We start from the raw sequence: 13,257 nt of genomic DNA, 5'->3' as shown, positions 1-13,257 counted from the left end.
TAAATGCGTACACGATTGAAACGTGTTGTGTCAAATTGTTTCGCTGTCGCTAGTCGCGCTTTCCCACTTGACATGCCGCCATAGCGTGTAAATATATATACCTCTGTATATTTATTCGCTACGAGGAATTCATGCAGCCGAACGATCTCGACCGCATCGCTCGACAGATCCGACTTCGCGATCTGCAGGCGGTTTTCGAAGCCGGCGCTGGCCATATCGGCGGGGAAATGTCCGCCATCGACATTCTGACGGCGCTCTATTTCCGCGTGCTGCGAATCTGGCCCGATCAGCCGAAGCATCCGGACCGTGACCGTTTCGTGCTGTCGAAAGGCCATGTGGCGCTGGCGCTCTATGTGACGCTCGCCAAGCGCGGCTTTCTGCCCGAGGAAGAGATCAGTACGTTTCTGAAGCCGCATTCGCGACTGAACGGACATCCGAACTGCAACAAGGTTCCGGGCGTCGAGACCAATACCGGGCCGCTTGGCCACGGACTGCCAGTCGCGGTTGGCATGGCGAAGGCCGCCAAGCTGACCGACGCCAAGTACCGCACCTATGTCATGACCGGCGACGGCGAGATGCAGGAAGGATCGAACTGGGAGGCCATCGCCGCAGCGGCCCAGTTCGGCCTCGACAATCTGACGCTGATCATCGATCACAACCGCTTTCAGCAGGGCGCCACGCTGAAGGACACCAACGATCTCGCCCCCTTCCCCGCCAAGCTCAAAGCCTTCGGCTGGGATGTCACCGAGATCAACGGCAACGCCATGGATGAGATCGTTCCGGCGCTGGAATCGCGCAGCAACCGCCCGCACTGCATTGTCGCTCACACAAACAAGGGCCACGGCATTTCCTTCATGCAGGACAAGGTCGACTGGCACCACAAGGTGCCCAACGCCGAACAATACGAGATGGCCGTCGCTGAGCTTTCGGAGGTCCTGTGATGAAAGACGTGATGAGCTCTCCCAAGCTGCACGACTGCCGCGATGCCTTCGTTGCCGTGCTGGAACGCCTTGGCGCCGACGATTCCAGGATCGTGGCCGTCTGCAACGACTCCGTCGGCTCCTCCAAGCTCGGAGGGTTCAAGTCCAAGTGGCCGGAGCGACTGGTCAATGTCGGCATCGCCGAACAGAACATGGTGGGCGTCGGCGCCGGCCTTGCCAATGGCGGGCTTCTGCCCTTCGTCTGCGGCGCCTCCTGTTTCCTGACCGGCCGGTCGCTGGAGCAGATCAAGGCCGACATCGCCTATTCCAACGCCAATGTGAAGCTGATCGGTATTTCCTCCGGCATGGCCTATGGCGAGCTTGGCCCCACGCACCATTCCATCGAGGATTTCGCCTGGACGCGCGTGCTGCCGAACCTGCCGGTGATCGCGCCCTGCGACGCGATCGAAACGGCCGCGGCCGTCGAATGGGCTGCCCACTACGACGGGCCGGTATTCCTCCGCCTGTCGCGGGTCGGGGTCCCGGACGTGCTGCCGGCCGGACACAGGTTCGAACTGGGCAAGGCCAACCGGCTGCGCGACGGCGACGCGATCACCCTCGTCGCCAACGGCACGCTGACCCACCGCATGCTGAAAGCGGCCAACCTCTTGGCGGAGCAAGGGATCGAGGCGCGTGTGCTGAACATGGCGACGGTCCGCCCGATCGACGTCGAGGCGGTGGTGGCCGCTGCCCGCGAAACCGGCGCCATCCTGACGGCGGAAGAACATTCCATCATCGGCGGCCTCGGTTCGGCCATTGCCGAATTCGTAGTGGCCGAAGCGCCCGTGCCGATGAAGATCCTCGGCGTTCCGGGCATCTTCGCCCCCACCGGCTCGGCCGAGTTCCTGCTCGACGAATTCGGCATGTCCCCCGCCGCCATTGCCGAAGCGGCCGTGGCGCTGATCGCACGGAAGTCTTCACGCGTCTGATATTGCCCGTTTAGAGTTCGTGCCGGGCGCCGCGGCAAAGCCTCCCTGTCGCCGCGCCCCCATTTCTTCCGGAGCCGCCATGACGACCGCCATTCTCGCCATCGACCAGGGCACAACGAATTCAAAGGCCGTGCTCGTTTCGACGAGCGGAGAAATCCTGTCGCGCGGTTCGTCTTCGGTCGGCATCGAGCACCCGCAGCCCGGCTGGGTGGAGCAGAGCCCGCTGCGCATATGGGAATCGGTGCAGGAGGCGATTGCCGCCTGTCTGCAGGCCGGGCCTGCCGTCGACGTCCTGGGCATCGCGATTTCCAACCAGCGCGAGTCGGTCACCGTTTGGGATGCCGCAACGGGCAAGCCGCTCGGCCCGGTGGTGAGCTGGCAATGCCGCCGCAGCGCGCCGGCCTGCGCCGAACTGATCGCGGCGGGCCATGCCGCCCGCGTCCAGGCGCTCACCGGCCTCCCCATCGACCCGATGTTCCCCGGCCCCAAGATGAAATGGCTGCTCGATCGCGTCCCCGCCGGACACGAGGTCCGGCTGGGTACGATCGACGCCTGGCTGATCCATTGCTTCACGGATGGCGCGGTGCATGCCTGCGACGCCGCCAATGCCGCCCGCAGCCAGCTTTACGATCTCAACCGTCAGGCCTGGAGCGACGAGCTCTGCGACCTGTTCGGCGTGCCTAAATCCACTCTGCCCGAGGTGCGCGACAGCGCGTCCCGCTTCGGCGTGACCAGAAATGTGCCCGGGCTCCCGGATGGTATTCCGATCGCCTCGGCCATCGGCGACAGCCATGCAGCGCTCTTCGGGCACGGTGCCTTCAATCCCGGCGACGGCAAGGTGACCTTCGGAACCGGCTCGTCGATCATGACGACGCTGCCCCGCTTCGTCGCGCCGCACCAGGGCATCACTACGACAATCGCCTGGTCGATCGGCGGCCAGCCGACCTATGCCTTCGAAGGCAATATCCTCGTCTCGGCCGCAGCTCTGCCATGGATGGTCGAGATGCTCGGCCTGCCGGATGTGCAAGCCCTGACCGATCTTGCCGCAACGGCTGAGCCCGGCGGCCCCGGCTTCGTGCCGGCCTTCGTGGGCCTCGGCGCACCCTATTGGCAGGCGGATGCACGGGCGCTGTTCTCCGGCATCACCTTCAACACGACCCGCGCCCAGATGGCCCGCGCTGTGACGGATTCGATGGCCTTTCAGGTCCATGATGTCTTCAAGGTCATCTCGGCGCAGTCGCCGACGCCGCTCGGTCACCTCTATGCGGATGGCGGGCCGAGCAAGAACACCTTCCTGATGCAGTGCGTGGCCGATACTCTGAACCACGTCATTACCCAGTGCGACGCGCCCGAGGCCTCCGCCCTCGGCGCGGCCTATCTGGCGGGTCTTTCACTGGACGTCTGGCCCGATCTTGCCGCCATTGCCGCGCTGCCGCGCGCCGGCAATGCCCTTGTTCCGCGTGCTTGCGACGCCACGGAAAGGCTTCTGGTCTGGCAGGACGCAATCTACCGCTCGACCCTTTCCGCGCCTTCAACTATGAGTGAATAAAAATTCACCCTGGAGGACCCGATGGGACGGCTCAACGAGCTGCGACTGATCGCCCGAGTTGCGCAGATGTATCATGTCGAAGGCAAACGGCAGGCAGACATTGCCGAGATCATGCACATGTCGCAGGCGACCGTTTCGCGCATGCTGAAGCGGGCCGAGCAGGAAGATATCGTCCGCACCACCGTCATTCCGCCGCCCGGCACTTTCGCCGAACTTGAAACCGCGCTGCGTGACCGATACGGCCTGACCGAGGCGATCGTCATCGACTGTTCCGAGGACCGCGACGGCGCAATCATGGCGCGAATCGGCGAGGCAGCCGCTCATTTCGTCGAAGTTACCCTGCAGCAGGACGAGATCATCGGCGTCTCGAGCTGGAGCCAGACAATCCTGCGCATGGTGGACAACATCCACCCGCTGAAGAACGCCAAAGCCAAATACATCGTGCAAATCCTGGGCGGCATGGGGGACGCGTCGGTCCAGACTCACGCCACGCAGCTGACGGCGCGTCTTGCGAGACTGACCGGCGGCGAGCCGCGGCTGCTGCTCGTTCAGGGCATCACCTCCTCGCGCGAGGCAAAACTCGTCATGCTGGCCGACCCGGTCGTGCGCGAGACGATGGACCTATTCGGCCGCCTCAGCCTTGCGATCGTCGGCATCGGTGCGGTGGAGCCGTCCGAACTCCTCGCCCGCTCCGGCAACGTCTTCTCCCGTCAGGAACTGGCCATGCTGAACGAGGCCGGCGCCGTCGGCGAAATTTCCTTCCGCTTTTACGACAGGGACGGAAAGCCGGTCGAAACGCCGCTCAACGAGCGGGTAATCGGGATTTCGCTCGAAGATCTCAGGAAAGCCGACCGCGTCATGGCATTGGCGGGCGGCGAATCGAAAACCAAGGCCATCGCAGGCGCCCTGAAACTGGGCGTTGTCGATGTGCTCGTCACCGACAAGTTCACCGCAGCAAGGCTGACGGCCTGATCTTACCCGAGATCAGCCCTTGGCCTGCTTGCGCATTATGGAGGAAAGACCATGAGACGTTTTGCAGGCCAGACGGTTTTCGTCACCGGCGGCAACAAAGGAATCGGCCGCGGCATCGCCAAGCGCTTTGCCGGTGAAGGCGCCAAGGTCGCGATCGCTGCGATCGAGAACGACACGCCGGCGGCCGCCGAGGCGCTCGCGCAGGAAACCGGCGCAGACGTGATCGGCCTCGTGCTGGACGTGACCGACGCCAAGGCCGTGCAGGACGCCTACGGCGCGGCCGAGTCGAATCTCGGCCCCATCGCCGTTTCGGTGCAGAATGCCGGCGTCATCACCATCGCCAAGGTCGAAGACCTCACCGAGCACGAATGGGACCTGAACCTCGACGTCAACACCAAGGGCGTGTTCCTGTGCTGCCAGGAGGCGATCCGCCGCTTCCGCGCCAGCGGCACGAAGGGCCGCCTGATCAACACCGCCTCCGGCCAGGCCCGCCAGGGTTTCATCTACACCCCGCACTACGCCGCCTCGAAGTTTGGCGTCGTCGGTCTGACGCAAAGCCTTGCCAAGGAGCTCGCCCGCGAAGGCATCACCGCCAACGCGATCTGCCCCGGCATCATCCACACCGAGATGTGGGACTATAATGACCGGGTCTGGGGCGAAATGCTCGGCGAATACGGCCCGGGCGAACTTATGGCCGAATGGGTCCGCGGCATTCCGATGGGCAGGGCGGGAACGCCTGCCGAAGTCGGCGCCCTCGTCGCTTTCCTGGCGTCGGAAGATGCCGCTTACATTACCGGACAGACAATCAACGTCGATGGTGGATTGATCATGTCCTGAGCTTGGGTCAACAGGTCTCACGCCTCCGCCGGACCATAGAGGCCGAGTTGGTCGAGCAGCGCCCGCTGCCGGTCGGCACTTTCGACCAACAGGCCGGTGTAGCGATCGATGATCCGGCCGCGATGGTCCGGATCGGATACGGCGGAGAGCGCGCCGACGATCGCCGCGACCTTTTCCGAGGTTTGCCGCAGTTCCTTCAGGAGCTCCGCCTTGCCACCGACCTCGGTGACCGCCTGCTTCGTCACCCGGCCGATGCCGGCGGGCGTACGGCTGCCGGCCGACACGTAGCCCTCCGGCAGGTCACCCTTGAGATTGGTGACCGACTTGAAGCGGATGACGTCGAAGATCTGGTCGACCGCCTGCTTCGCACCGGTCACCCGCGAAGGATGGTCGGTGTCGGCTGCCGCATGCGGCAGCAGCTCCAGCTTGCCCTTGTGACGCTCTTCGAGCGGCAGGTAAGGCAGCATTGGTCCGCTGAGCCTGCCGGTCGCGGCGTCCTTGAAGAGGTCGGCGTCAATCGCCGCATGCACGATCTTGCCGGACGTCAACGCCGCGTCGAGTGCGGCGGCATCGACGACCTCGCCCCGGTCGTAGTTGACCAGCACCGCGCCGTCGTTCATTGCGGCGAGCACCGTCCCATCGACGGTTCCGGCGTTGGAATAGATCCCGGTCGCCGCATCCAGGCGTCCAAGACCGATATGGACGGAGAGCACGTCGGCGCCGCTCGCCGCTGCAACCGGATTGGCGGCATATTCGAAGCCTTCCGCCTCGATCCAGCGCTTGTGATGCTCGCGGGCGTAGACCGCCACCTTCATGCCGAAGGCCTTGGCGAGCTTGGCGACTTCGCGGCCGATATTACCGTAGCCGAGAATGGCAATCTTTCGCCCCTCGAGCTTGGCGGTCGGAAAATCCTTGAGCTGACGGCCGGTGTCGAAGTCGCCATCCACGACCATCCGGTGCAGCCTGTCGACCGGCAGGTCGGGAACGACCCTCAGGATCGCCTTCATCGCCATCTGGGCGGTCGCCCGGCTGTTGATGCCCGGCGTGTTCATCAGCGGCGCGTCGCCCCCCTCGCCGTTGCCACCACCCCAGGAGGCCGAGCCCATGTTGCCGGTGCCGGCGCCGATGCGCACGCCGCCGAGCGGGAAGACGGAGGCCTTCGGGATGAAGGTCGCAGCCGCGATCAGCGCGTCGTACTGGCCCTCGTCGGTCTGCGGCAGGATCTCCGTTTCGGTGCTGAGGTTCGGCTGGTAGAAGAAGTGGATGCGGCCCTTCTCGAGCGCCGACCGGTCGCCGAGCGGCCCGAGATGGAAGACGCCGCCCTTTTCCTCGATATAGGCCTTGATTTCGCTGTGATCCGGCTGGCCGTCGGTGCCGAAGCGCAGGCCGACCAGATCGGCGATCAGCACCGTATAGGCGCGCGCCGGATCGTCCTTGCGGACAGGCCCGTTCACCTTGGCCGGCGCCTCGAAAGTGACGCCGTTCTTCGCCAGTTCCTCTTCGAGTACGACGATCTTGGCGCGCAGATAGGCGTATTGCAGGTTCTCCAGCAGCGCCACGACATCTTCCGGCTCGCGGATGCCACCAACCCAGGCGCGGTAGTCGCCGGGTGTTCCCGGGAAGGCATTGACGTAGCGGGCCGCGTCGAGGCCAGGCTCGTATTCGCCGTTCGGATGGGTAATGCCCTCATAGCCGAGCAACTGCTTCGAACGGGCGATGATGCGGGCGTGAATGTCGGGATCGGTGATGCCCTCGTCTTCGACCTTCAGCAGCGTCACCGCCGCGCCGCGCCGCTCAGCATCGGTGACGGTCAGCGACAGAAGCGGATGCGACCTGACCCACTCGTCGATCACCTTGCGATTGGCGGCAGAGCGGCGGTTGAGCTCGACGACAGAGCCGACTCGAGCCTCCGACTGCAAAAGGCCGAAGGTGGTCTCGGCAAAGGCGAGCGCGCTGTAGGTGTTGATGACGCCGCCCAGCATGCGGTCTTCGGCGGCATCATAGAATGGCCCGGCATCGACGGAGCGCCTGGCCGAAAGCGGCTGCCGGGGATCGACCGGCGGCGCAATCTTCAGCTGGCGCGGGATCGCCCAGGCAGGGTCCTGCTGGTTCTTCTCGATCAGGGCCAGGGCATGCGGCGTGAAGGACGCGACAAAATACCCGGACACGCCGCCGATCGCCTTCTGGAACGGCATGAACAGGCAGCACTTCGCCATCACGGCTTCGACCAGTTCGGGCTCCCACGGCATCGCGCCGAGCATCGAGGTGGCATCGAACACCGCATGGCGGTTTGCCGGATCGCCGTCGAGCCAGTTCAAAAGCTCGCGGACCTCGTCGCTGGTATAGGCATTGGCCCCGGTCGTCTCGTGGCCGACACCGACGAAGATCGAAACGCCGAGGGCGGAGAGCTCGGCTGCCGTCGGGATCACGCCTTCGGAGCCGGCGAAATGGATGCGGCTCTCGCAGCCCTTTTCGGCGAAGCGCTGCATCTCGATCAGCTGGGTGGCCCAGGACTGGCGGAAGAAGCCGGCGGCCTTCGACGGATCGCTCTCTGGCTGCGGCGTATCGACATAGACGCGTTGGGAGGCGTCATTGGCGTTCATCAGGTGCTGGACGCAGACGGTGTAGCCGCTGTGGCCACCGCCGAGCCCCACTGCCATGCGGTTCGTCTTCGGAAAGCCGAAATAGCGATGGATCGCCCGCATCATGTCGGTCAGGATCTTATCTGCCGGATAGCCGCGGTGCATGCTGCGGGAAATCTCGGCGGTGGTGAAGCCGCCGATGTCGTTGCCCCTGTCGTCGAACTTGCGATAGGTCTTCTCGATCCAGGCATCGAAGGCTATGCGCCGCAGGCGGCTGTCCACTTCGTCGGTGGTCGCATCGGTAATCGGGCCGACGCCGAAGAACGGGTTCGACGGCAGCCTCGGCGCGCCATTCCGGGTCAGTTGGAGTGCCGTCAGTCGCTGTTCCTGCATCTGCGCGATATTCGTCATGATCTGCCTTCTGTTTTCGAGGCGTGAGAATGCGCGGATAGTGGATCGAACACGTCAGAAAAAAGACCCCATATGCGTCGAACAGCACGCGGAATGCGTCATCGGCGCGCGCCTGTTTTGAAGGATTGCTGCCGCGCCGGCGCTGGCAGCTCTCGAACGCAGGCACGATCCACGGCGGAGTGCAGCACCATGGCGCGGATTCCGCACGCAGCCGGGCCACCGGTCCATACAAAGGAACTCCAAAGGCCGGTCGCCGTTTTCCTCTCGGGGACCACCTCACGGGCCCAGAAATGGAGGATCAGCAAATGGCACAGGAAAAACCAATCGGCTCCGCTGTCCCGCGCGGCGTCGTCGATACCAAGACCGGCACGGTCGGAGCTCCCAATCAAAAGAGCATGGAAGAGGAAGTCCGGTGGCTTCGTGATCAGGTCGATGCGCTGAAAGACACGCTCGCCGATCTCGGCATCCCCTCCGGCAGGGCGGTCGCCAATACGGTCAGGGACACGGGCCGCAGGGCCGGTGAGATGGCAAGGGAGCATCCGGCCTGGACTGCCATCGCCTTGGTTGGCCTCATCGGCTTGATCCTGGCAAGCACCAGCCGTCCGTCCTGGTACGCACGGCGCTCCTCGCGCATCGAGGACGTGATCTCCGACATCGAGGATCGTTTGAGCGAGTTGAAGGAGCGCTACTGGTCGAGTGGCTGGCGACCCTGGTAACAGGGCCGCTTCCGGGGATCGGGAAGGATCGACAATTCGCCAGCGCACGAGGCTAAAACAGCGACAGCCGCGGCTTGGCTTCACGTGCGTTTTTTGAGCCAAGCTGTCGGTTTCCAGCAGGCCGGCACGTCTTCATGGCATTGGACATGTCAGAGGAGATTGTTCGATGCCCAGGATTGTTTCTCATCTCTGGTTCGCCAAGGAAGCTCGCGAAGCGGTGGATTTCTACGTCTCGCTCATTCCGAAGTCAGCCATTTCGGGCGAGACGAGCGTGCCCGCCGAGACGCCGAGTGGGCCTCCCGGCAGCGTCAAGGTGATCGAGTTCACCTTGGACGAGCAGAATTTCATCGCGCTGGAAGCCGGACCTCTCGATCCCTTCAACCACGCCTTCTCGATCCTGGTCGAGTGCGACAGTCAGGAGGAGATCGACCGCATCTGGAACGCCTTCCTCGCCCATGGCGGCGAGGCGGAGCAATGCGGCTGGCTGAAGGACCGCTGGGGTCTCTCCTGGCAGATCGCGCCGCGGGTTCTCGGCGAGATGATGTCCAGTCCCGATCGCGACCGGGCCAAACGCGCAACCGAAGCCATGCTCGGCATGGTGAAGCTCGACATTGCCGCGCTCGAGCGCGCCTTTAGGGTACCGGACTAAGCGCTGGCTTCTGGGTGGTCGGGTCGGTTCAATCACGAATTCGTGGCTTCAGCGCCGCTGCAAGCAGGTTCATTATCCGCCCGATCACTCCCGCAAAGGCAATGAGGAGGCCGACCGATGGCGTTCACTCGGCGCGCGACCATTCAGGGGCTCGGTCTCGGCATATTGCTGCCGCTCGCGCCGCGGCTGGCTTTTGGCCAGTCGGCCGGCATCCTCACGAGGCCGATTCCGTCAACGAAAGAACCGATGCCGCTGGTCGGTCTCGGTACCTGGATCACCTTCAACGTCGGCGACGATCCGGTGCTCAAGGACGAATGCGCCGACGTGATCGCCGCCTTCTTCGAGGGCGGCGGTCGGATGATCGATTCCTCGCCTATGTACAGCTCTTCCCAGCCAACGATCGGCTACGGGCTTCGCAAGCTCGGCTATCCGAAGCACCTGTTTTCCGCAGAGAAGGTCTGGATATCGGATCCGGAACAGGGAGGCCCGCAGATCGAGGCGTCGCGCGCCTACTGGGGCGTCGACAAATTCGACCTCATGCAAGTCCACAACCTCGTGTCCTGGGAAGAACACCTGCCGGCTCTCATTGAAATGAAGGCCGCGGGAAAATTGCGCTATGTCGGCATCACGACATCGGAGGAGCGCAGACATGGCGAGATCGAAAGGATCATGGCAAGCCAGCCGATCGATTTCGTCCAGGCCACCTACAATATTCTCGACCGCAAGGTCGAGGACCGCATCCTGCCGCTGGCGCAGGAAAAAGGCATCGCCGTCATCGTCAACCGGCCGTTCCGGCAGGGCGAGCTGATCCGCCAACTCGAGGACGAGCCGTTGCCGGACTGGCTCGCCGAGACGGGCGCCCGCAACTGGGCGCAGTTCCTGCTTAAATTCATCATCTCCCATCCGGCGGTGACCTGCGCGATTCCGGCAACCACCCGCGTCGACCACGTACGCGGGAACCTCGAGGCCGCAAGCGGCAACCTGCCGGACGAGAAGATGCGCCGGCGCATGATCGACTATGTGGAAGCGCTGTGAGCAGCCTTCCGACTGACAGGGACGCTGGCTGATGTCGCAATGGGCGACCTACACGCTCTCCGACTTGCTGATGTTCTCGCCGCGCGTCTATTTCCGTCTTATCGAACGCTACAATCAGGACTTCTGGCCGCTGCAGCTTGTCTTCGTCGCCGGCGCATTTCTTGTCCTGGTATCGGCAGCGACGCGCGTGCCGCGTGCCCGTGTCGCGATCTTTCCGCTGCTCGCTGCAGCCTGGCTGTTCTGCGCCTGGCAGTTTCTCTGGCTGCGCTACGCGGCGATCCATTGGGGCATGTCCTATGCGGCAGCCGCATTCCTGTTACAGGCCGGATTGATGGCCCTGCAGCCCGGCGCGGCGGGACAGGCCGGCCCCCCCGTAAGCCGGCTGCGGCACCGCGGCGGCATCGGCGTCATGCTTTTTGGCTCGCTCGTCTATCCTTGCCTCGCCCTGTTGGCGGGGCGCTCCCTCGCCTCGGCCGAGACATTCGCGATGATGCCGGATCCGACGGCGACGACGACGCTCGGCACCGTGTTGGCGATCTCCAGTAAGCGGAGCTGGCTGCTTCTGCCGATCCCGCTTGTCTGGTGCGCCTTCAGCGGCCTGACCCTCCTTGCACTGGAGGATGCCGGCGCCTGGGCGCCGTTCGCCGCCATCATCGCAACCCTCGTCCTCCTGCTGGCGGGACGGCGCTGACGATATTGGCGCGGATGGTCACTCCTTGACCGCGCCCGTCATCGAGGAGACGTAGTAGTCAACGAAGAACGAATAGAGGATGACCACCGGCAGCGAGCCGAACAGCGCGCCGGCCATCAGCGCGCCCCACTCGAACACGTCGCCGCGCACCAGTTCCGTGAGCACGCCAACCGGCACGGTTTTGTTCTCCGACGACTGGATGAATGTCAGCGCGTAGATGAACTCGTTCCAGGACAGTGTGAAGGCGAAGATGCCGGCCGATATCAGTCCCGGCACGGCGAGCGGCAGGATGATCCGGACAAGAATCTGCCAGCGTGTCGCTCCGTCCACCAGCGCGCTTTCCTCCAGTTCGAACGGGATCGAGCGGAAATAGCCCATCAGCAGCCAGGTGCAGAACGGAATGAGGAAGGTCGGATAGGTGAAGATCAGCGCCAGCTTGGAATCGTAGATGCCGAACTTGAAGACGATGAAGGCGAGTGGAATGAACAGGATCGACGGCGGGACGAGATAGGCGAGGAAGATCATCAGCCCGACAGGCCGCGAGCCGGTGAAGCGCACCCGCTCGATCGCATAGGCCGCGAAGATCGACGCCCCCAGCGAAAGGATCGTCGAACCGAGGGCGACGAGCATCGTGTTCCACAGCCAGCCGGGATAGGAGGTCTCGAAGAGCAGATACTTGATGTGATCGAGCGTCGGGCCGACCACCCAGAAGGGGCTGTAATTGTTGTAGTCGGTGAGCTGCGAATTCGGCTTCACCGCCGTGATAGCCATCCAGTAGAACGGGAAGAGCAGCACGAATACGAAGACCGCCATCGGCAGGTAGAGCGTGACGATCCGGCGCGGCAGGCGGTTGAGATAGCTCATGCCCTCGGCGGTATCGGTGAGGACCTCGTCTTGCATTTTCGTGGTCGTGTTCATCTTATCCTCCCGATCTCAATCCTGGCCACCCTGCTGCCATTTGCGGCGCTGCAGGCCGAAGAAGCTGAACATGATGGCGGCGAGCAGGAAGGGCACCATGGCGACGGCGATCGCCGCCCCTTCGCCGAGCTGCCCGCCCGGAATGCCGCGCTGGAAGGAAAGCGTCGCCATCAAATGGGTGGCGTTGACCGGCCCGCCCTTGGTCAGCACGTAGATGAGCTGGAAATCGGTGAAGGTGAAGAGCACCGAGAAGGTCATCACGACGGCAATGATCGGCGTCAGCATCGGCAGGGTGACGTAGCGGAAGCGCTGCCAGCTGGTGGCGCCGTCGAGCGAGGCCGCCTCCTGCAGCGACGCCGGGATCGTCTGCAGCCCGGCAAGCAGCGAGATCGCCACGAAGGGAATGCCGCGCCAGACATTGGCGGCAATCACCGAGGCACGCGCGTTGGTCGGGTCACCGAGGAAATTGATCGGTCCGTCGATAAGTCCGAGCTGCATCAGCGACCAGGATATGATCGAGAATTGGGAGTCGTAGATCCACCAGAAGGCGAGCGCCGAAAGCACCGTCGGCACCACCCAGGGAAGAAGCACGATGGCGCGGAAGAAGGATTTGAACGGCAGGTTTTCGTTGAGCAGCAGCGCCAGCCACAGGCCGAGCGCGAACTTGAGGATCGACGCCACGAAAGTATAGAGCAGCGTATTGAAGACCGAGAGCCAGAAGACCGAATCCCGTGCCAGGAACGCGTAGTTCTCTAGGCCGATGAAGATGCCATCGCGGCCGATGCGGGTGTCGGTGAAGCCGAGCCAGACGCCGAGCCCCAGCGGATAGGTGAGGAAGCAGATGAGAAAGACGGCGGCCGGCAGCATGAACAGCAGGCCGAGCACATTGTTGTTCTGCATCAGCGAAGCCATGGCAGATGGCGGCTTTCCGGACGACGTGATGGACATCGAATTTCTCCGGCCAGGAAATGAGTTCAGAAGCAGAGCC

12 protein-coding genes are annotated in these 13,257 nt (G+C 63.7%); 9 read left to right on the top strand and 3 right to left on the bottom strand.

Going from position 1 to position 13,257, the window contains the following annotated elements; genetic code table 11:
* Window positions 1-131: 131 nt before the first annotated feature.
* From CO676_RS13695 to CO676_RS13675, 5 genes are all read left to right on the top strand, one after another.
* Entirely contained in the window at window positions 132-941 is an 810-nt protein-coding gene (locus CO676_RS13695) for a transketolase (RefSeq protein ID WP_097521448.1), read from the top strand.
* Complete coding sequence (locus CO676_RS13690) at window positions 941-1,909, top strand: transketolase family protein (protein ID WP_014762256.1); 969 nt, start codon at window positions 941-943, stop codon at window positions 1,907-1,909. Before CO676_RS13695 ends, CO676_RS13690 begins: the two co-directional genes overlap by 1 nt.
* 79 nt (window positions 1,910-1,988) lie before the next feature.
* Window positions 1,989-3,458, top strand: coding sequence for an FGGY-family carbohydrate kinase (locus CO676_RS13685; RefSeq protein ID WP_097521447.1), 1,470 nt, complete (start codon window positions 1,989-1,991; stop codon window positions 3,456-3,458).
* A 21-nt stretch (window positions 3,459-3,479) separates the two neighbouring features.
* Window positions 3,480-4,430: a sugar-binding transcriptional regulator gene (locus CO676_RS13680; RefSeq protein ID WP_097521446.1), complete on the top strand. Its 951-nt coding sequence runs from the start codon at window positions 3,480-3,482 to the stop codon at window positions 4,428-4,430.
* 51 nt (window positions 4,431-4,481) lie between these two features.
* Window positions 4,482-5,267, top strand: coding sequence for an SDR family oxidoreductase (locus CO676_RS13675; RefSeq protein ID WP_097521445.1), 786 nt, complete (start codon window positions 4,482-4,484; stop codon window positions 5,265-5,267).
* Window positions 5,268-5,284: 17 nt separating this feature from the next.
* Here the strand turns inward: CO676_RS13675 and CO676_RS13670 are convergent, their stop codons facing one another.
* Entirely contained in the window at window positions 5,285-8,260 is a 2,976-nt protein-coding gene (locus CO676_RS13670) for an NAD(P)-dependent oxidoreductase (RefSeq protein ID WP_097521444.1), read from the bottom strand.
* Window positions 8,261-8,565: 305 nt separating this feature from the next.
* Between CO676_RS13670 and CO676_RS13665 the strand changes: the two genes are divergently transcribed.
* The 4 genes from CO676_RS13665 (at window position 8,566) to CO676_RS13650 (ending at window position 11,351) form a co-directional block, all read left to right on the top strand.
* On the top strand, window positions 8,566-8,976 hold the full coding sequence (locus CO676_RS13665; RefSeq protein WP_097521443.1) for a hypothetical protein: 411 nt from the start codon (window positions 8,566-8,568) through the stop codon (window positions 8,974-8,976).
* 166 nt (window positions 8,977-9,142) lie between these two features.
* Window positions 9,143-9,625 (top strand): VOC family protein, encoded by a 483-nt coding sequence (locus CO676_RS13660; protein ID WP_097521442.1) that lies wholly within the window; start codon window positions 9,143-9,145, stop codon window positions 9,623-9,625.
* A 117-nt stretch (window positions 9,626-9,742) separates the two neighbouring features.
* Window positions 9,743-10,660 (top strand): aldo/keto reductase, encoded by a 918-nt coding sequence (locus CO676_RS13655; protein WP_097521441.1) that lies wholly within the window; start codon window positions 9,743-9,745, stop codon window positions 10,658-10,660.
* Window positions 10,661-10,691: 31 nt separating this feature from the next.
* Window positions 10,692-11,351, top strand: a complete 660-nt coding sequence (locus tag CO676_RS13650; protein WP_097521440.1) for a DUF6064 family protein — start codon at window positions 10,692-10,694, stop codon at window positions 11,349-11,351.
* 18 nt (window positions 11,352-11,369) lie between these two features.
* Here the strand turns inward: CO676_RS13650 and CO676_RS13645 are convergent, their stop codons facing one another.
* Both CO676_RS13645 and CO676_RS13640 read right to left on the bottom strand, forming a co-directional pair.
* Window positions 11,370-12,269, bottom strand: coding sequence for a carbohydrate ABC transporter permease (locus CO676_RS13645; RefSeq protein WP_014331333.1), 900 nt, complete (start codon window positions 12,267-12,269; stop codon window positions 11,370-11,372).
* Between the two features lie 15 nt (window positions 12,270-12,284).
* Window positions 12,285-13,217 (bottom strand): sugar ABC transporter permease, encoded by a 933-nt coding sequence (locus CO676_RS13640; protein ID WP_014762265.1) that lies wholly within the window; start codon window positions 13,215-13,217, stop codon window positions 12,285-12,287.
* Window positions 13,218-13,257 lie beyond the last annotated feature (40 nt).

This window comes from Sinorhizobium sp. BJ1 (genome assembly GCF_002531555.1).
Classification (GTDB): Bacteria; Pseudomonadota; Alphaproteobacteria; order Rhizobiales; family Rhizobiaceae; genus Sinorhizobium; species Sinorhizobium fredii_B.
The sequence above is the reverse complement of the archived record's forward strand: the minus strand, read 5'-3'. Positions and strand labels throughout refer to the sequence as shown.